21 protein-coding genes and 1 pseudogene are annotated in these 17,630 nt (G+C 36.7%); 15 read left to right on the top strand and 7 right to left on the bottom strand.

Going from position 1 to position 17,630, the window contains the following annotated elements; translation table 11 throughout:
* The first annotated feature begins 71 nt into the window (after positions 1 to 71).
* The 4 genes from ffh to O5636_RS03840 all read left to right on the top strand — a co-directional run bounded on the left by ffh (position 72) and on the right by O5636_RS03840 (position 3,771).
* Positions 72 to 1,532, top strand: a complete 1,461-nt coding sequence (gene ffh / locus O5636_RS03855) for a signal recognition particle protein (RefSeq protein ID WP_269623303.1) — start codon at positions 72 to 74, stop codon at positions 1,530 to 1,532.
* 75 nt (positions 1,533 to 1,607) lie between these two features.
* Positions 1,608 to 1,982, top strand: a complete 375-nt coding sequence (gene rpsP / locus O5636_RS03850; RefSeq protein WP_269623302.1) for a 30S ribosomal protein S16 — start codon at positions 1,608 to 1,610, stop codon at positions 1,980 to 1,982.
* Between the two features lie 7 nt (positions 1,983 to 1,989).
* On the top strand, positions 1,990 to 2,964 hold the full coding sequence (locus tag O5636_RS03845) for a PhoH family protein (protein ID WP_269623301.1): 975 nt from the start codon (positions 1,990 to 1,992) through the stop codon (positions 2,962 to 2,964).
* 69 nt (positions 2,965 to 3,033) lie between these two features.
* Positions 3,034 to 3,771, top strand: coding sequence for a Bax inhibitor-1 family protein (locus O5636_RS03840; protein WP_269623300.1), 738 nt, complete (start codon positions 3,034 to 3,036; stop codon positions 3,769 to 3,771).
* A 58-nt stretch (positions 3,772 to 3,829) separates the two neighbouring features.
* Here O5636_RS03840 and O5636_RS03835 read toward each other — a convergent pair whose 3' ends face one another.
* Entirely contained in the window at positions 3,830 to 4,348 is a 519-nt protein-coding gene (locus O5636_RS03835; RefSeq protein ID WP_269623299.1) for a hypothetical protein, read from the bottom strand.
* A gap of 49 nt (positions 4,349 to 4,397) precedes the next feature.
* Between O5636_RS03835 and era the strand changes: the two genes are divergently transcribed.
* The 5 genes and pseudogenes from era to larB all read left to right on the top strand — a co-directional run bounded on the left by era (position 4,398) and on the right by larB (position 7,912).
* Positions 4,398 to 5,339 (top strand): GTPase Era, encoded by a 942-nt coding sequence (gene era / locus O5636_RS03830; RefSeq protein ID WP_269623298.1) that lies wholly within the window; start codon positions 4,398 to 4,400, stop codon positions 5,337 to 5,339.
* Positions 5,340 to 5,346: 7 nt separating this feature from the next.
* Positions 5,347 to 6,072, top strand: a complete 726-nt coding sequence (gene trmD / locus O5636_RS03825) for a tRNA (guanosine(37)-N1)-methyltransferase TrmD (protein ID WP_269623297.1) — start codon at positions 5,347 to 5,349, stop codon at positions 6,070 to 6,072.
* 258 nt (positions 6,073 to 6,330) lie between these two features.
* Positions 6,331 to 6,810: pseudogene (gene ispF, locus O5636_RS03820) on the top strand (2-C-methyl-D-erythritol 2,4-cyclodiphosphate synthase); the annotation flags it as partial.
* A gap of 119 nt (positions 6,811 to 6,929) precedes the next feature.
* Positions 6,930 to 7,262, top strand: a complete 333-nt coding sequence (locus O5636_RS03815; protein ID WP_269623296.1) for a TIGR03792 family protein — start codon at positions 6,930 to 6,932, stop codon at positions 7,260 to 7,262.
* Positions 7,259 to 7,912, top strand: a complete 654-nt coding sequence (gene larB, locus O5636_RS03810) for a nickel pincer cofactor biosynthesis protein LarB (protein WP_269623295.1) — start codon at positions 7,259 to 7,261, stop codon at positions 7,910 to 7,912. Before O5636_RS03815 ends, larB begins: the two co-directional genes overlap by 4 nt.
* A gap of 246 nt (positions 7,913 to 8,158) precedes the next feature.
* Here the strand turns inward: larB and O5636_RS03805 are convergent, their stop codons facing one another.
* The 4 genes from O5636_RS03805 to O5636_RS03790 all read right to left on the bottom strand — a co-directional run bounded on the left by O5636_RS03805 (position 8,159) and on the right by O5636_RS03790 (position 10,832).
* Entirely contained in the window at positions 8,159 to 8,326 is a 168-nt protein-coding gene (locus O5636_RS03805; RefSeq protein WP_269623294.1) for a hypothetical protein, read from the bottom strand.
* A 171-nt stretch (positions 8,327 to 8,497) separates the two neighbouring features.
* Positions 8,498 to 8,716: a sulfur carrier protein ThiS gene (thiS, locus tag O5636_RS03800; RefSeq protein ID WP_269623293.1), complete on the bottom strand. Its 219-nt coding sequence runs from the start codon at positions 8,714 to 8,716 to the stop codon at positions 8,498 to 8,500.
* Positions 8,713 to 9,750 carry a thiamine phosphate synthase gene (locus tag O5636_RS03795; RefSeq protein WP_269623292.1) on the bottom strand — a complete coding sequence of 346 codons (1,038 nt, stop codon included), beginning with the start codon at positions 9,748 to 9,750 and terminating at the stop codon, positions 8,713 to 8,715. The genes thiS and O5636_RS03795 overlap by 4 nt, the downstream gene beginning before the upstream one ends.
* A 170-nt stretch (positions 9,751 to 9,920) precedes the next feature.
* A complete protein-coding gene (locus tag O5636_RS03790) occupies positions 9,921 to 10,832 on the bottom strand; it encodes a bifunctional riboflavin kinase/FAD synthetase (RefSeq protein ID WP_269623291.1) in 912 nt (303 codons plus the stop codon).
* A gap of 60 nt (positions 10,833 to 10,892) precedes the next feature.
* Here O5636_RS03790 and O5636_RS03785 point away from each other — a divergent pair, with 60 nt between their 5' ends.
* Complete coding sequence (locus O5636_RS03785; RefSeq protein WP_269623290.1) at positions 10,893 to 11,456, top strand: DUF3611 family protein; 564 nt, start codon at positions 10,893 to 10,895, stop codon at positions 11,454 to 11,456.
* Between the two features lie 3 nt (positions 11,457 to 11,459).
* Here O5636_RS03785 and surE read toward each other — a convergent pair whose 3' ends face one another.
* Positions 11,460 to 12,251, bottom strand: coding sequence for a 5'/3'-nucleotidase SurE (surE, locus tag O5636_RS03780; RefSeq protein WP_269623513.1), 792 nt, complete (start codon positions 12,249 to 12,251; stop codon positions 11,460 to 11,462).
* Positions 12,252 to 12,323: 72 nt separating this feature from the next.
* Between surE and pheS the strand changes: the two genes are divergently transcribed.
* Complete coding sequence (pheS, locus tag O5636_RS03775; protein WP_269623289.1) at positions 12,324 to 13,331, top strand: phenylalanine--tRNA ligase subunit alpha; 1,008 nt, start codon at positions 12,324 to 12,326, stop codon at positions 13,329 to 13,331.
* Between the two features lie 90 nt (positions 13,332 to 13,421).
* Complete coding sequence (locus O5636_RS03770; RefSeq protein WP_269623288.1) at positions 13,422 to 14,333, top strand: NAD(+) kinase; 912 nt, start codon at positions 13,422 to 13,424, stop codon at positions 14,331 to 14,333.
* A 1-nt stretch (position 14,334) separates the two neighbouring features.
* On the opposite strand, the gene cbiE is transcribed toward O5636_RS03770, so the two are convergent.
* Positions 14,335 to 15,651: a precorrin-6y C5,15-methyltransferase (decarboxylating) subunit CbiE gene (cbiE, locus tag O5636_RS03765; RefSeq protein WP_269623287.1), complete on the bottom strand. Its 1,317-nt coding sequence runs from the start codon at positions 15,649 to 15,651 to the stop codon at positions 14,335 to 14,337.
* A gap of 81 nt (positions 15,652 to 15,732) precedes the next feature.
* Here cbiE and O5636_RS03760 point away from each other — a divergent pair, with 81 nt between their 5' ends.
* From O5636_RS03760 to ribD, 3 genes are read left to right on the top strand one after another with little or no spacing between them, the layout of a single operon-like run.
* Positions 15,733 to 15,978, top strand: coding sequence for a hypothetical protein (locus O5636_RS03760; RefSeq protein ID WP_269623286.1), 246 nt, complete (start codon positions 15,733 to 15,735; stop codon positions 15,976 to 15,978).
* 58 nt (positions 15,979 to 16,036) lie between these two features.
* Positions 16,037 to 16,498 carry a DUF3122 domain-containing protein gene (locus O5636_RS03755; protein ID WP_269623285.1) on the top strand — a complete coding sequence of 154 codons (462 nt, stop codon included), beginning with the start codon at positions 16,037 to 16,039 and terminating at the stop codon, positions 16,496 to 16,498.
* Complete coding sequence (ribD, locus tag O5636_RS03750) at positions 16,488 to 17,588, top strand: bifunctional diaminohydroxyphosphoribosylaminopyrimidine deaminase/5-amino-6-(5-phosphoribosylamino)uracil reductase RibD (RefSeq protein ID WP_269623284.1); 1,101 nt, start codon at positions 16,488 to 16,490, stop codon at positions 17,586 to 17,588. The genes O5636_RS03755 and ribD overlap by 11 nt, the downstream gene beginning before the upstream one ends.
* Positions 17,589 to 17,630 lie beyond the last annotated feature (42 nt).

Genomic DNA, 17,630 nt, shown 5'->3' with positions numbered 1-17,630 from the left:
ACTATTATTTTTTCCTTATAGGTTCATTTTTAGCTAAGATAGTAAAGATAAAGATTTAAATTTCTTCAGAGATGTTTGACGAGCTTTCCGCACGTTTTGAGGATGCAGTAAAAGGTCTCAAAGGAGAAAATAAAATTAATGAAGATAATGTAGATGTTGCTCTTAAGGAAGTTCGCCGAGCTCTCTTAGAGGCTGATGTAAGTCTTTCAGTTGTTAAGGAATTTGTAGAAGAAGTACGTCAAAAGGCTATTGGGGCTGACGTTGTTAGGGGCGTAAAGCCAGGTGAAAAATTTATTGATGTCGTTCATCAAGAATTGAAAGAGGTTATGGGAGGTGCAAATGCTCCTTTAGCAAATGTGACTAATAAGCCCACTGTCATTCTTATGGCAGGTCTTCAAGGAGCAGGTAAAACAACAGCCACAGCAAAACTGGGTCTTCATTTAAAAGAAAAAGGACTTAGAACTTTATTGGTTGCAGCAGATGTATATCGTCCAGCGGCGATAGAACAATTAAATACTTTGGGCGAACAAATTGGCTTAGAGGTTTTTAGTCTTGGTAAAGAATTGAAGCCAGAAGAAATTGCTTTATCTGGATTAGCCAAGGCTAAAGAAGAAGGATTTGACAACTTAATTGTTGATACGGCAGGTCGATTGCAAATTGACGAAGAAATGATGAATGAAATGGTTCGAATTCGTTCAGCAGTTAATCCAGATGAAGTGCTATTAGTTGTTGACTCAATGATTGGTCAAGAAGCAGCAGAACTTACAAGAGCTTTTCATGAAAAAGTAGGAATAACAGGAGCTGTCCTTACAAAATTAGATGGTGATTCAAGAGGAGGCGCGGCACTTTCTATAAGGAAAGTCAGTGGTCAGCCAATTAAATTTATTGGTACTGGAGAGAAGGTTGAGGCTTTAGAACCTTTTCATCCCGAAAGAATGGCAGGAAGGATTTTGGGGATGGGTGATGTTTTGACTTTGGTAGAAAAAGCTCAGAAAGAAGTAGAGATTGCAGATGCTGAACAAATGCAAAGAAAATTTCAAGAAGCAACTTTTGATTTTTCAGACTTTGTAAAGCAAATGAGACTTATTAAGCGGATGGGGTCATTAGGAGGATTAATGAAAATGATTCCAGGGATGAATAAAATTGATGATGGGATGTTAAAAAGTGGCGAGCAGCAGTTGAAACGCATAGAAGCAATGATTGCGTCTATGACTGATGCAGAGCGTAAACAGCCAGAATTATTAGCCGCTCAACCTTCCAGACGAAGAAGGGTTGCACTTGGAAGTGGTCATACTTCCGCTGAAGTTGACAAGGTTTTAGCAGACTTTCAGAAGATGAGAGGACTTATGAAACAAATGGCTAGTGGGGCTGGGTTGCCTGGCATGGGAGGGCTCCCTGGCCTTGGTGCTCCTGGTGGAATGCCTGGCATGGCGACTAATCAATCTCCTTCAAGAGGTGGTCGAGGGAGCTCTTATGGGACTCCTAAACGTCAACGTCCTCATAAGAAAAAGAAAGGTTTTGGAGATTTATGAACCTCGACAAGTTAAAGTTGATATTTGGTAAGTGATTAATCACTGCCTTTGTTCAACATAAGAAGTTAAGCGAAGATGATCAAGCTCCGCCTTAAGCGGTTCGGAAAGAAGAGGGAAGCCAGTTTCCGCCTAGTTGCTTGCAATAGCACTTCCAGACGAGATGGCCGTCCTCTCCAGGAATTAGGATTTTATAATCCACGAACTAAAGAAACTAGACTTGATACTGAAGCACTTAGGTTGAGACTGAGTCAGGGTGCTCAGCCTACTGATGCTGTTCGTTCTCTTTTGGAAAAGGGAGGTTTGCTTGAAAAGAAAATTCGGCCTGCTGAAATAGTAGGTAAAGCTAAACAAGCTGAATCAAGGAAATCAGAATCTAAGAATGCTTCAAAAAAAGTAGAAAAAGAAAAGTCTAAAGACGAAGAATCCAAGGAAATCTCTACTGAGGCTTAAATTGTATATGGCAGAAGCAGAGTCTTCTGGAAAATTTTTTATTGACTTACCTGATTCTGATTCTGCTATAGCTCTTGCTGGTGCAGGTCAGTCAACATTACATCGTCTGGAATCTTTAACAGGTGTTTCAATTGTTTTAAGAGGCTTACAGCTTGAAATAAGCGGACGTCAAAGTCAGCTTGAAAGAGCAGTCGCTTTGGTTGAGTTAATACGTCCAGTTTGGCAAGAAGGTCAAATAGTTTCTCCTGTTGACTTAACTGCAGCACTTACTTCTATTGATACAGGTAGGCAGGCTGATCACGCATCTTTGGGAGAAAAAATTCTTGCAAGAAGTCAACGAGGTCAGTTATTGCGACCAAGAACACTTAGGCAAAAAACTTATGTAGAAGAAATGGAATCAAATGACCTTACTTTTTCTCTAGGTCCTGCAGGAACTGGAAAAACTTTTCTTGCCACATTATTAGCTGTTCGAATGTTGACTGAGAAAAAAATAGATAAAATTATTCTCACAAGACCTGCTGTAGAAGCAGGAGAAAGATTAGGATTTCTTCCAGGTGACTTACAACAAAAAGTTGATCCTTATTTAAGGCCTCTTTATGACTCTCTTCATGCTTTGCTTGGTTTAGAAAAAACATCAATTTTGCTTGAAAAAGGAATTATTGAAGTCGCGCCTTTGGCTTATATGAGGGGAAGAACTTTAGAAGATGCTTTTGTGATTCTTGATGAAGCTCAAAATACTACATCAGCTCAAATGAGGATGGCTCTGACTAGGCTTGGGGAAAAGTCTCGTATGGTTGTAACAGGAGATATTACACAAATTGATCTTCCCTCAGGAGTAACTAGTGGATTGGTTGAAGCTATTAAAGTATTAAAAGGTGTAAAAGGGATTTCTATTTGCAAATTGACTTCTGCAGATATTGTTAGGCACCAACTTGTTCAGCGAGTAGTAGATGCTTATGCAAGAAAAGAGAAAAGTTCGTGACATCCGCACAAAATAATTCGCGTAAATATTTTTTTTCTGTCAAAGTAGTGATTAATTACCTTGATACATATGCCAGCAAGTAGCAATTTTCAACAAGCCATTCGTGAGGCTCAGTCAGGCTCTTTAGTAGGGCCAAATGTAGTTAATAAGGCTTTGCCTTATGTTGGTGGGGGTATGGTTCTTACGGCTTTGGGAGTCTTGAGTGGATTATCTCTCTTGGCTTCTAATCCTGCTCTATTTCAGCCTCTGTCATTTGTTGCCCTAATTGCAGAAATAGTTCTGTTTTTCATGGCTACAAGTGCTGCAAACAATGCAAACAATGCAAAAGCATTGCCATTACTTACTGCTTTTAGCCTCTTAACAGGCTTTACTCTAAGTGGAATTGTTGCTATCGCTATTGGAACAGCAGGTATCGGTTCAGTTGGGACAGCAGCTTTTGCCACAGGAATAACCTTTGTTATAGCTTCAGCAGTTGGTAGAAAAATGAGTGATAGTGTTGGCCAGGCTTTAAGTGGGGCTGTTGGATTAGGTCTTATAGGTTTAATAATTGCAATGGTTGTTCAATTTATTGGAGGTTTCTTTGCTCCTGGAATGTTTGGTGGGACTGGTTTTGAGTTGATGATTGCAGGTTTTGGAACAGTTCTTTTTGTTGCAATGTCTTTTGTAGATTTTTATACAATGCCTCGTAGATATAACGATGAGCAGTATCTTGCAGGAGCTTTGGGGATGTATTTAACTTATATCAATTTATTTGTTTTCATACTTCGTTTGATTATTGCTTTGCAAGGTGGTGGACGCAGAGATTAGTTATTACTAAAATCAATCAAAAAAAGAGGGGGAGAATTAAATTCTCCCTTTTTTTGTCTCAATATTCAGGAACTGAGAGAATTGCTTTAGCAATTTCTTTTTTCTGAGCATCGTCGTAGTTCCAACGAGTAAGAAAATCCAAATCTTTTCCTTTCCCTTTTGTTCCTTCTAAAAGACTTTCAAGCCTTTTTTTTACAGAATGTGGTTCTAGCAATCTCAAAAGTTCTATACATCTTCTTTTGATATTCTCAGATGCAGCTTGTTGGTCAGGTTTTTTATCAAGTTTATGATGCCATGCCATGGCTGTACTCATTGCAAGGTTTTTTACTATAAGGTCAACAACTATTTCACCAGCTTCTCTCAGATGAAAAATTAGTACATCAGGGAGACGATCCATCAGTGGTGAGTTGCTTGAAAGACTGAATGCAAAGAAACCTCTACTCCCGTTTCTAGACTCTAATAGCTCAGAAACTCTATCAGCTAAAACTTCATCACTTAGCTCTCCCTCTTCCCATGCGGTACACCATAAAGAAGCAGCATTTATTGCTTCTTCAAAACTTGGACTTTTCTTTTTCATAGCTTTATTTATCTTTTGAGTCAGGCTAGATGAGGAAAGTATTTAGAGCATGTCATCCTTACAGTCATCTAGAGAAGATTTTCGGTCAGGTTTTATAGCTTTGATTGGAAGACCGAATGTAGGGAAGTCAACTTTGGTAAATAAACTTGTTGGTAAAAAAGTTGCAATTACTTCACCTATTGCTCAAACAACTAGGAATCGATTAAGAGTTATTTTGACTACTCCCAAAGCCCAAATTATTTTTGTAGATGCGCCTGGAATTCATAAGCCTCATCATTTGTTGGGTGAAAGATTGGTGCAAAGTTCAAAAAATCTTATAGGTGAAGTGGATAGTATTTTGCTGATGTTTGAAGGTTGCAAACCCCCTGGAAGAGGAGATGCTTTTATTGTGCAATTACTTGCACAGCAATCTATTCCTGTATTAATTGCTTTAAATAAATGGGACCTTGTTTCAAAAGATCAAGCTCAAAATAGATTAAACGAGTATAGAAACCTTATTGAGCAACATATATGGCCTATTTATTGTTGCAGTGCAGTTAATGGTGAAGGTTGTGAGATATTAACTAAAAATATTATTAACTTTCTACCTTTTGGCCCTTGCCTTTATCCATCTAATATAACTTCAGATCAATCTGAAGAGATTTTTTTAAGTGAACTTATACGTGAACAAGTGTTATTAAATACTAGAGAAGAGATCCCACATAGCGTTGCAGTATCTATTGACCGTATTGAAGAAATGCCAATAAAAAATAAATCTTCTAATATAAAAAGAACTGCTATCTTGGCAACTATCTTTGTAGAGAAAAAAAGTCAAAAGTCAATTTTAATCGGAAAAGGTGGCTCTATGCTCAAAATAATTGGAAAAGGAGCGAGAAGTCAAATGAAGAAGATAATGAATGTTCCTATATATCTGGAACTTTTTGTAAAGGTTTTACCTAATTGGAGAAGTCGCTCAGCGAGACTATCTGAATTGGGATATAAGGCAAAATAGTTTAATTATGCAACCAATACGAATTGACGTTATAAGCCTTTTCCCAAAGTCTTTTGAGAAGATTAAAGAACTGGGTGTTATTGGGCGTTCTTTCTCAAAAGGGATTGCAGAGCTTAATGTATATAATCCGCGTGATTTTACTAATGATGGATATCACAAAGTAGATGACCAACCATATGGTGGTGGTGCTGGTATGGTCTTAAAGCCAGAACCCTTTTTTGAGGCATTTGAATCTATACCTATTTGTGAAAATAGAAAGGTTTTGATGATGACTCCACAGGGAAAAACTTTGTCTCAAAAAGATCTATTTCGATGGTCTAAGGGATGCAGTCAATTAGTTATCCTTTGTGGTCAATATGAGGGGTTTGATGAACGGATTAGAACTCTTGCGGATGAGGAGATTTCTTTAGGAGATTTTGTTTTAACAGGTGGTGAATTGGCTGCAATGATTATCATAAATGGAGTGGTTCGACTTCTACCTGGAACTATAGGAAGCTCGGAATCATTGGAAGATGAGAGCCATGCAAACTTTTTGCTTGAACATCCTCATTACACTCGCCCAGTTAAATTTCGCGATCTTGAAGTTCCAAAAGTTCTGCGGAGTGGTAATCATGCTGAAATCTCGCAATGGAGACAGGATCAAAGAGAGATTAGAACAAAAAATCGTCGTCCAGAATTATATCAAAAGTGGTTAGAAAGAGAAAGATTATATAATGATGAAAAAGATAATTAAGACCTCTTGATTTATATATTCTCTAACTAAATTTTTTACTCAAAATCATACTTAAACCAATTATATAACTAATTAATTCATGCTTTTAAAAATTAAAGTAGTTTGAGAGCTGGGAAATAGAGTTTATTCTGCATTTTGCTTTTCGCTTGTTTTAGAAGAAAGTAAATTTATATATATTATGGAAGGGGAGAGGTTTTGATAACTTCTTCTCATTTCTTTAAAAAACAACAAATCCCCATGATTGAAAAGTTGCCAAAAATTCGGATAGGCAACGGTTATGACATCCATAGGTTAGTGCCAGAGAGGGACTTGATTATTGGAGGAGTTAAACTTGAACATCCTGATGGGTTGGGGCTTGATGGTCATAGCGATGCAGATGTGCTTGTTCATTCTTTAATGGATGCAATGCTTGGAGCACTTTCTTTGGGAGATATTGGGAAATATTTCCCTCCTGATAATCCGAAATGGAAAGATATTGATAGCTTATTGCTTTTAGAAAGGGTTGTTGAGTTAATAAAGATAAAAGGTTGGCAAATTCTCAATGTTGATTCGGTAGTTATTGCTGAGCGCCCTAAATTAAAGCCTTATATTAATTTTATGCGTGAAAATCTTTCTAAGAAAATGCTTGTAGATGTTGACTGTATTGGTGTTAAAGCTACAACAAATGAGTTGTTAGGTGCAGAGGGTAGAGAAGAAGGAATTAGTTGTCATGCTGTAGTTTTATTAGAGGAAATATGATTATTTCTCTACTTCAATATTATTGGAACAAGATTTTTCAATTTCTATTATTATGTTTTTCTGTTCTTATTTTTTACTTTTGGAACACTCCCATTTTATATGCTGTTGAAAGTTTTCAGGTGATTAATTCAAATACCTCAATTGTTGAATATTTAAAGCTTAGTGTGTCTAGGCAGGATAAAGAGGCTTGGTTATCTGCTGAGAAAAGGACATGGGAGCCTTGGCTAGAAAAACAAAAAGGTTTTTTAGATAGACAGCTTTTTTGGGATCCTCTTAATGAGGAAGCGATTGTGCTTATTCGTTGGGCTAGTCGCGAAGAATGGAAGGCTATCCCACAAGTTGAAATTGATCATGTGCAGGAGCTTTTCGAAAAAATAGCAAAAGACTCAACAGGGGAACAATCTTTAAATCCCTTTCCGATCAAATTTCAAGGTGAATTGTCTGCTCTATGACAGATAAGTTTGCAAGGTTGGATTTTGAACGTTTAAAACGTTTGGGAATGGTTGAGGCCGTGTGGGGCGAACATAAATCATCGGAACAAATTATCGAAATCTTGCATCAATTTGAAATTGCTTCTCAATTAGCCCTTGTAACTAGAGTTGACAAAACTAAGGCAGGAGAAGTTTTAGCAAATATTTCTTATGCTAAATATCATTCAAATGCATCTTGTTTGAGTTTGGGGAAACCTCTCCCGATGAAAGCCTCTCTTGGCGAGGTTTTAATTGTCAGTGGAGGGACTAGTGATCTAGCAGTAGCGACAGAAGCAGATCTTTTTTTGCAATTTCATGGAATAAAAACTGAGCTTTTGATGGATATAGGGGTTGCTGGGTTGCATAGGGTTTTAAGTAATTTGGATAGATTCAAAAAAGCAAAGGTTGTAATTGCCTGTGCTGGAATGGAAGGAGCTCTCCCAACAGTTCTTGCAGGTTTAATTCCACAGCCTGTCATTGGCTTACCTATTTCTGTTGGATATGGAGTAAGTAGTGGCGGATTTGCTGCTCTTCAAGGAATGTTGGCAAGCTGCTCACCTGGCTTAATGGTTGTTAATATTGACAATGGATATGGGGCTGCAATGGCAGCTTTAAGGATTGTCAAGTCTTAAATATTCACTTGAAAAATAATTGAACTAAATATTTAAAGAGTTTTATTTGAACTTATTTCCAAAATTTGTTCAATCCACAATTTCATAGAATGAGTTAATCTTCCTTTTTCATATCGATTTAATGCCTCCATTAGTACAGGAGTGTTAACCCAAATTAAAGATTTCTTTGTTCTCAAAAACTAAATTTAGAATAGATATTCTGAATTCTGAGTTTATTTTCCCTTTACGCAATAGCTATATTTATAATTAGTCTTCTTTGTCATATTTTGTTCCTAATCTAGAAAGCTCATCACTATGTGTGGTCGACTCAACATCAAGTAAACGATTTACTAATTCAGAAAGGTCTTTTTGAGCTAATTCACCATTGCTCTCCCACTTCATTGAGCGTGATTCAGTTTTTGATGAAAAAGACACCTAACTTGATAAAAAACATGTAGCTACAACTTAAATGTGAGGAACCACTGATTTGGGAGATATTGCGAGATTTTAGCGAAAGAAAATCTAAAGATTTTCAAAAATGGCTATTTCAAGGCTTTTTTTTTATAATGATTTTAGATTTGACCCCATAGTTAATAGATATTTCCTTTATGGGCTATCTCCTCCACCGACAATAGTAACGATTTCCAATATGTCGTCAGCTTGAATTATTTGCTTGCTCCATTCTTTTGGATTGATTATTGCCCCATTTAGTTCAATAACAATAATTTTAGGATTATGTCCAAGTAATTTTACTATTTCGATTAGTGTAGGACTACTATCTGTTGTTCTTAAACTCTTTAATTCTCCATTTATTGTTAGTTTCATTTTAGGTTCTCTAATAGTTTTTTACTTGTTGAAAAAGGATCTTTTGAATTAATAATTGCATGAATAACTGCAATTCGGTTTATTCCAGTTGATTGCAACTCGGATAACTTCTCTTCATTTATTCCACCTATTGCAAATATTGGTATTTGACTTATCTTCACAGCTTCTTTTAGAAGTTCAGTTCCTATAGCTAATAGCTCAGGTTTGAATTGTGTTTTATAAACTGGACCTAAGCCTATGTAATCGCATTTTTGCTTGTTTGCGTTGTAAACCTCTTCTAGAGAATGAGTGCTAAGACCTATTAATTTTTCAGGTCCAATTAATTTGCGAGCAAGATCTATTGGGATATCTTTCTGACCAAGATGTACTCCATCTGCATTTGTTGCAAGGGCAATATCTACTCGATCATTGATTATGAAAAGACATTGATGCTTTTTGCATAAAGATGCTAATTCCTTTGCTTGAGAAATTGAGTCGAAATCATTACTTTCTTTACATCGGTATTGCACCATTGTAATGCCAGCTTCAAGAGCTTTCGAAATGATTTTAATTAGATCTTTATGAGGATGAGTGATAAGACAAATTTTGCATGAATTCATTCTTTCTAGCAAAATTTGTTTTTTCTCTAGTTTGAAGAAAACTTTCTCAAAGTCATAAAGTTCATATCTAATTTTTGATGAAGTTAATGATAGTTCTGGATGATAAATGCGGGAAAACTCCTCTAGAACTCTCAGTGCTTCTTGAACTCTTGCAAAGTTTGCTTCAACAATTTGCTTTGCAGAAACCCGTTTTGATTGAGAATCATGGCCTAGACCTAAGCCTTTGTCAGAATTTATAGAACGTGATTCTTTATAGCTTTCATGATGAAGTTGCCCTAGCTGATGTCTCCAGTCTTTAAGCGTTATTACTAGTCCTTTATTTTTTATTGCAAATCTACTCCAATCTTCAATTACTCTTAGCCCTTCTCTTGCTCTGTCTAGATTGGCATCTATGAGCTGAGCTACACGTTGATCTGGATTAGGGGTGACACTCATCTATCTAATGCCTAGTTTAAAGAAAATGGACATCCCTTTAATTAATGGAAAAAGCTGATTTTGGTAATACTAATGTCCTCATTTGGGGTGCGGTTTTGTTAGGAGGTATAGGTTTCTTTGTGGTTTGGGGTTTGACGAATGCATATCCATAGCCATATTCAATTTTATATTTAAGTCAATATTGAAAGAGCTAATTTGGCATCTAATTGAATTTGATTACTTAAGGCTTGGATGGATTCGAATTTTTTTTGAATTCTAAGCTTTTTTACGGGTTCAACTGTTAATTCTTTTCCTTTTAGGTTTATTTCTTTATTCAATAAGTGAACCTCAGTGGCTGATGGAGTATTTGGATCAATTGTTGGTTGTGTCCCCAAATTCATAACAGCTGGGGAAAAAGATTTCATCGAAGATTCTTTGGCTAATACTGCATATACACCAGGCCCTGGGAGTAGTTTTCTTCCATCTACGCGAAGATTAGCTGTTGGCCAGCCTATTTGCTTTCCCAGGCCTTTCCCGCTGACTACTTCACCTTGAAAGCGATATGGTCTACCTAAGAGCTCTTTAGTCATTTTTAAATCGCCAGCTTTTAGTGCGGCTCTAATTCTGCTACTACTCATTCTTCCTTTCTGATCCTTTAGTATTTCAACAACAGTTATTTTGATATTTGCATCTTTCCCAAGCTCTAATAAAGTTGATGGATCACCTTCTCTATTTTTACCAAATCTGAAATTAGCACCTACAGAAATATGTTTTGCTTGTAATTCCTCTAAAAGTATTTTATGAAAAAAATCTTTGGCACTTAAAGATGCTAATGATTGATTAAAAGGAACTAGTACAAGTTGTTTGATACCTAAAGGTTCTAAAAGTAGTGTCTTCTCAGATGGGAGATCAAGTCTTAATCGAGATTCTCCATAAAGGACTTCTCTAGGATGAGGCCAAAAGCTTACACATGTTGGGATGCCATTTTTGCTAGACGCTATTTCACTAATAACGCGTTTATGACCAGCATGAAGGCCATCAAAACTGCCTAGAGCAAGAGCAGTTGGAAGTTGAGCTTCAAGTGGCGAACAGAGTGGTATCAAGATGAACGTGCAATTTTCTCAATTAGATGGCAAGTTTGAATTACTGCCCATGTTTTTGTAATGGCTGACCAGCCCGATTTCCCTTTGCTTGCTTTAGGCATGCGTCGAATTGGTTGGATCCGGTTTTGGATCCAAACAGTACTTGGAGTTGTTGTAGTAGGGGTGTTGCTTTTTAACAATGTAGGAAGCAGCTTGGCTAGAAATTCTGAGAGAGCTTTGGGATTAGGGCCTGGTTTGTCATTGACCAGTTTGTCTTTCCTATTATTGTTATACAGTCTTTGGCAGGGATGGTTGATAGTTCGTACTGGTAGGGCCATTAATACTCCTGCTCGTCCAAGTAGAGGTGAAACAAGTCGGTTGTTAAAAAGAGGAGTATTTGTAGATCTTTTAGGATTAGTTTTTTCTTCAGTTGGTTATCAATCTTTAGCAGGTGCATTGTTTGTTCAGGCTTCAATGCAAGCGCCAGGTATTTCGATAGGAGCTGGAATGAGATCAATGGAAAATTATCCTATTACGTCTTTGGAAATGCTTTCAGTGTTAAGTAATACACAGGTTTTATTTGCTCATTTAATTGGATTGATTTTTTCTCTTTGGTTACTTCAAAGGATTTATCGCGTTAAATAAATTTTATATTAATAACTTTGGTAACTCAGATATATTCCCTCTCCAGAATAAATCTGGTTGTATAGGAGTTAAAGAAGGGGATTGGGATTCTATTTGAGAGACATCGCTTGGCCACTCAATAGGGCCATCACCTGCAGATTTTAAATCTTTCACTGCTTCACCAGCCATCCAATAGTAGGTATTACCTCTGGGGTCTTTTCGTTTACTAAATTGTTCTTGATATTGTCTAATTGAAAGTCTAGTCCAGGCTAAATTTCCCATTTCTGATGGATTGCATGGTGGGACATTTAAATTTAGAAGTAGATTCTCAGGCCAAAATTGATTTAAGGCTTTTTCTGCAATCTTTAATGCTAAATCTCCTGCAAAATCAAAGTGTCGCCATTGAAAACTTGCAACACTTACAGCAAGAGAAGGAATGCCTACTAGTGTTCCTTCCAGTGCTGCAGCTACTGTGCCAGAGCAGAAAATATCTGTACCTAAATTAGGCCCATGATTTATGCCTGAAAGAATTAGATCAGGTTTCTCCTCTAAGATTTCATTTAGAGCAAGCTTCACACAATCTGCTGGCGTTCCATTGCAACCCCAGGCTTGGATAGAATGATCAAATAATTCATTAGCTTTTTCTGCTCGTATAGGAGCTTGCAATGTAAGTCCATGGCCTGTTGCTGATCTTTCTTGATCAGGACAAACAACTGTGACTTTATGCCCCCGATTTGCGGCTGCAATAGCAAGAGTTCTTATACCTTTAGCAAAGACTCCATCATCATTACTAATTAAAATTTTCAAAGAAGTCATTGATGAATTTCGTTTTTTGTCAAAATTAGTCACCATGATTGATTTAAAATTTCTATTGAGTCTCTTCCCCCTGTGAGTAATAACGTTTCTCTTGATCAACTAAATTCAGACCTTGCGAGGTTAGAAAAAGAAGCTGAACAAGATATTTCTAATTTAAGTGATGCTGAGTCTTTAGAACGACTCCGAATTCATTTACTTGGCAAGAAAGGTCGTTTGTCCAAGATTCTAGGTTCTATGGCCGGTTTAAGTAAATCAGAACGGCCTGTTGTAGGGCAAAGGGCAAATTTATTAAAGACACAAATCCAGGATCTTTTGAAAATACGTCTGAAAGAATTAAAAGAGAAAAACCTGAATGAATTAATTGAAAAAGAAAGAATTGATGTTACTGCTCCTTCAATAGGAATGCCTTTTGGGCATAGACATCCTTTAATAACTACGTCTGAGGAAATAGTTGATCTTTTTTGTGGACTTGGTTATGAAGTTAATGAAGGACCTGAAATAGAAAATGATTATTACAACTTTGCAGCATTAAATATTCCTCAAGACCATCCTGCAAGAGATATGCAGGATACTTTTTATTTGGAAAATAATTTACTTTTAAGAACCCATACTTCGCCAGTACAGATAAGGTGTTTAGAAAAAAATTCTCCTCCGATAAGAATTGTTGCTCCAGGAAGAGTTTTTCGAAGAGATGCGGTTGATGCAACCCACTCACCAGTTTTTCATCAAGTAGAAGTTTTAGCTATTGATGAAGGGTTGGATTTCAGTCATCTCCGAGGAACTGTTATGGCATTCCTAAAGGCATTTTTTGGAGATTTACCAGTGCGATTTAGAGCTAGTTATTTCCCATTTACCGAGCCTTCTGCTGAGGTAGATGTTCAATGGAGAGGTAAGTGGCTTGAGGTTATGGGATGTGGAATGGTTGACCCTTCTGTTTTAGAGGGATTAGATCTTGACCCAGAGAGATGGTCTGGTTTTGCAGCTGGAGTAGGAGTAGAGCGGTTTTGTATGGTTAAGCACGGTATCGATGATATTAGAAGGTTTTATACAAGTGATCTTAGATTTTTGGATCAGTTTTAATTTTCGGGAGATTCTTATATTTTTTAAATTAGAATTTTCTTAAAAATAAAGTTTTAATTAGACTGAAAATGTTGTTTAAGTTTTTTATTAGTGCCTAGTCGATTAGGACTAATTTTTAATGATGGTAAAGAGCTTGCTTTAGAGACAGCTCAGAATATCCATAAAAGGCTTGAAAAAGCAGGTTATGAAGTAGTTCTAGCAAGTAGCTCAGGTGGGATGGTTGGTTTTGCTAATCCTGATCAACATATGAGAACCCTTGGTTATAACGCTTGTGTGCCAGATGGTTTTGATAAGTCTATGAAATTAGCAATTGTATTGGGTGGTGATGGAACAGTGCTTTCAGCAGCAAGGCAAACTGCTCCTTTGCAAATACCAATACTTACTATAAACACAGGTCATCTAGGTTTTTTAGCAGAGACTTACTTGCCAGATTTAGATAGAGCTATCGATCAACTTCTATCAACTCAATGGAATATCGAAGAGAGAACAAGTTTAGTAGTAAGTGTTATGAGAGGTGATCAAAGAAGGTGGGAAGCACTTTGTCTTAATGAAATGGCATTACATAGAGAACCTCTTACAAGTATGTGTCATTTTGAGATATCTATAGGAAAGCATGCACCTGTTGATATAGCTGCTGATGGGGTAATCCTTTCAACACCTACAGGATCTACCGCTTATTCTCTCAGTGCAGGTGGACCAGTAATTACTCCTGACTGTCCAGTGCTTCAGTTAACCCCAATAGCTCCTCATTCTTTAGCATCAAGAGCACTTGTTTTTAGTGACGTAGAACCTGTAACTGTTTTCCCTGCTACCCCGGAGAGATTAATGATGGTAGTTGATGGTACTGCAGGTTGTTATGTATGGCCTGAAGATAGAGTTTTGATTCGTAGAAGTAATCATCCTGTTAGGTTTATCAGGCTATCTGACCATGAGTTTTTTCAAGTACTTAGAAATAAATTGGGATGGGGATTGCCACATGTAGCAAAACCTGAAAAAGATTAGTTTATAAAAGTTTTTTTTCTAGTTTTGCTTTGATAATAAAAACAGGATTCATAGGTTGGAAACGAGTCCCTTGCTTTAATGGGACACCTCTATAATTTTGGTGTTGACTTATTTTTAACTTGCATTTAGCACCTCTTAGAATACTCATTATTTTTTCTAAATTATCTATCGTTGCAAGAGGGATAACTATTATTCCTCCTGGGCAAAGGTTTCTTAATATCTTTTTCAAAAGTTCAATTTTCTTATAACTGCCTCCCCCTAATATGACTCTTTTGGGTTTTGATATATATATAGGAATTTCTTCTTTAACCAGAACATCTAATGCTTCTGCTTCAATTATTTTCTCTGGTTTAACTGAAAGAAGATTTGCATTTTCTTCGATTAGGCTCTTGCTCCCTATTCGCTTATCGATACAAAGTAATTGCAGGTTTGGACTTATTCGTAAAGCTTCCAGCCCAATGCTACCTACTCCTGCACCAACATCCCATATGACTCCGTTTTTTGGTAATTCAAGATCTGCTAATACTTGAATACGTACTTCTCTTTTTGTCATTAGGCCTGGCCTATCGTCATATTGTTTAAAAAAGTCGTCTTCGATTCCAAAAAGCGGTATGTCTTTTCTTTTATGCTTTTTCTCTTTATTCCTTATTAAAATAACTAAATGAAGTGGGTCAATATAGGGTAACTCTTCGTCGGGTGATAATTTGTAGATTTTTTCATTAACATCCCCAACCTTTTCAAATATCCAGAAGAAATAATCATATTCAAGGCCAAGTGAAAATAAAATCTCTCTGACTTCTTTTGCTCCACCATTGTTTGGATCTATAAGTATCCCAATTGTCTCGGGGCTTGTTTTTAAAAGTTTTAATAGAGAGATTGACTCTCTGCCATGAAGACTTGTCCATGTTGCATCTTGCCAAGGCCTTGCTAAACGAGAGAAAGCTAATTGCAAGGAGGTTGGAGAAGGGTGGAAAGTGATTTTCTCCCTTGGAAAATGTTCAATCAATATTCTTCCAATTCCAAACCAAAGAGGATCTCCAGTTGCAAGTAAAATAGTTTTTTTATCTTGTTTTTTAAGCCAAGATATTAGTTCCATTGGCTTATCACTTGGGAAGAAATCTGGGAAGGGTTTTTTTGAATGTTGAGCTTTCCACCAATTAATTAAAGGACTTAAAAGTCTTTTAGGCGCTGATATCTTTTCTCCCGATAAAATTAAATTCTGTAGAGAGGTACAAAGATCAACTACTCCAGATGCAGGAACGCCTATCACTTCAATAGTATTAGATTCGTTTTTTGTATTTGTATTGCTTCTTGTCATATTAAACTCCTGATTTAAACCCTTGATTGATTAGATTCTTCTTGGTTATTGAAAGATTCATTGGACAAGTCAAACAGCCAGGTGTCTAAAGATTCTATTAGGCGTCAGCGACAACATGAAATTTTGATCGCATTGATTCAACAACAAAAAGATTTGGAACTGTTGGATTCAAATGAAACTGCCTTCAACTTTGATAGTAGAGAGTCTATTGACCCTGCTGAATTTATTAATCGAAACCGACGAATTTTGATTAAATATCAAGCTTTGGTCAGGTCATGTAAGACTCTTGATTCATTACTTGACTCAGAGGTGATTCAAAGTGAATAAAGTGCTATTTAGAAAAACAATAAAAAAATTTCTATTGCATTGTCTAACATTAGTCATTTTGCTTACATTTAACCCATTAAAGGCTGAAGCAAAATTAGATTTTACTGAGAATACTAATGGAGTTGGTGTTCAAAGAAGTATAGAGAACTTGCGAGATTTGGATTCACAAAGTTGGCAGTTAGTTGTTTACCCATTATCAGATAATGATAATAGAATAGTCCTTAGAATTATTGGTTTTAAAGGAAGCCTTAGAATTAGTCATCCAACACCTTTAAGAATTTCTTCAGGAATTAAATTTTGGGATTTAGAAGATGTAACCCTGGATAATTCTCAATTGTTTAATGATAAAAGAGAAGCAGCTGTGGAGTTTTTAATAGAACCTATGCTCAAAGAAATAAAGAAGCCTAGACCTTTAAGATTATCTTTAGAACGAGGTTTTACAGAGTTGCCAGTTCCTCCATATGTTGTAAGTGAATGGCAAACACTTGCTTCAACGACCAAAATGCAAAATGACAATTAAGTCAATTAATCAAGTTTGGACTTCTTGGATGAGGCGAGTATTGGAGTTGGCTTCTTTAGCAGATGGCCAAACCAGTCCAAATCCACTAGTTGGAGCTGTGATATTAGATGTTAACAATCAACTGGTTGGTGAAGGGTTTCATTCTTTGGCAGGAGAGCCTCATGCAGAAGTAGAAGCTTTAGCTCAAGCAGGAGCTTTATCAAAGAATGGAACACTTATTGTTAATCTTGAGCCTTGTTGTCATCAAGGGAAAACGCCTCCTTGTACAGAAGCAATCTTAAAAGCTGGTCTTTCAAGGGTTGTTATTGGAATTAAAGACCCAGACCCAAGAGTTTCAGGGAAAGGGATATCTTTGCTAAAAAAAGCAGGTATAGAAGTTATTACAGGAGTGCTGGAAAAAGAAGCCTCTTATCTAAATAGAGCATTTATTTTTAGAAATCGGACAGGTAGATCCTGGGGAGTACTAAAATGGGCTATGAGCCTTGACGGTCGAATCGGATTGCCTAATGGATCTAGTAAATGGATAAGTGGAGAAATATCTAGAAATTCAGTTCATTGTTTACGAGCCAAATGTGATGCAGTAATAGTTGGAGGAAGCACAGTTCGCAATGATGACCCGCTTTTAACTTCTAGAGGGCTTGCTGAAACTGAGCCATTAAGGGTTGTTTTTAGTTCAAGTTTAGATCTTCCTAGTAATGCAAAAATTTGGAAAACGGATTTGGCGAAAACATTAATTTGTTATGGCCCTGAAAGTAATCCAGAGTTACTAGAAAACTTACCTAATGGGCCTAAAAGATTACCTCTCTCAAAGAGTACACCAAAAAAATTACTAGAACGTTTAGCAGAATATGGATGCAACAAGGTTCTTTGGGAATGCGGCCCTTCTTTAGCAACAACTGCAATAAATCAGAATTGTGTTCAAGAATTAGTACTTTTTATAGCGCCTAAATTATTAGGTGGCGTTTCAGCAATGACTCCTCTTTGTGATCTAGGATTTAGTTCTATGGAGCAAGTTATAAAATTGTCTGAAATAGCTTCTTCAAGAACAGGAGAGGACTTTGTTTTTAAAATGGTTTTAGGGGAGTATTAATGGCGTAAATTTTCATCTCGTTCGGTCTTTACACCCCATTTT

Source organism: Prochlorococcus marinus str. MIT 0918 (genome assembly GCF_027359415.1).
In the GTDB taxonomy this organism is placed as follows: Bacteria; Cyanobacteriota; Cyanobacteriia; order PCC-6307; family Cyanobiaceae; genus Prochlorococcus_E; species Prochlorococcus_E marinus_C.
Note: the sequence above shows the minus strand (reverse complement) of the source record. Positions and strands in the feature narration are given on the sequence as shown.

What these genes read in the sequence shown, in the direction of transcription:
- thiS (WP_269623293.1), bottom strand. Translation starts at nt 8,716, where the DNA reads ATGAAACTAACAATAAATGGAGAATTAAAGAGTTTAAGAACAACAGAT.
- rpsP (WP_269623302.1), top strand. Translation starts at nt 1,608, where the DNA reads ATGATCAAGCTCCGCCTTAAGCGGTTCGGAAAGAAGAGGGAAGCCAGT.
- larB (WP_269623295.1), top strand. Translation starts at nt 7,259, where the DNA reads ATGACAGATAAGTTTGCAAGGTTGGATTTTGAACGTTTAAAACGTTTG.
- ffh (WP_269623303.1), top strand. Translation starts at nt 72, where the DNA reads ATGTTTGACGAGCTTTCCGCACGTTTTGAGGATGCAGTAAAAGGTCTC.
- era (WP_269623298.1), top strand. Translation starts at nt 4,398, where the DNA reads ATGTCATCCTTACAGTCATCTAGAGAAGATTTTCGGTCAGGTTTTATA.
- O5636_RS03835 (WP_269623299.1), bottom strand. Translation starts at nt 4,348, where the DNA reads ATGAAAAAGAAAAGTCCAAGTTTTGAAGAAGCAATAAATGCTGCTTCT.
- O5636_RS03845 (WP_269623301.1), top strand. Translation starts at nt 1,990, where the DNA reads ATGGCAGAAGCAGAGTCTTCTGGAAAATTTTTTATTGACTTACCTGAT.
- cbiE (WP_269623287.1), bottom strand. Translation starts at nt 15,651, where the DNA reads ATGACAAGAAGCAATACAAATACAAAAAACGAATCTAATACTATTGAA.
- O5636_RS03785 (WP_269623290.1), top strand. Translation starts at nt 10,893, where the DNA reads ATGGCTGACCAGCCCGATTTCCCTTTGCTTGCTTTAGGCATGCGTCGA.
- trmD (WP_269623297.1), top strand. Translation starts at nt 5,347, where the DNA reads ATGCAACCAATACGAATTGACGTTATAAGCCTTTTCCCAAAGTCTTTT.
- surE (WP_269623513.1), bottom strand. Translation starts at nt 12,251, where the DNA reads ATGACTTCTTTGAAAATTTTAATTAGTAATGATGATGGAGTCTTTGCT.
- O5636_RS03795 (WP_269623292.1), bottom strand. Translation starts at nt 9,750, where the DNA reads ATGAGTGTCACCCCTAATCCAGATCAACGTGTAGCTCAGCTCATAGAT.
- ribD (WP_269623284.1), top strand. Translation starts at nt 16,488, where the DNA reads ATGACAATTAAGTCAATTAATCAAGTTTGGACTTCTTGGATGAGGCGA.
- O5636_RS03840 (WP_269623300.1), top strand. Translation starts at nt 3,034, where the DNA reads ATGCCAGCAAGTAGCAATTTTCAACAAGCCATTCGTGAGGCTCAGTCA.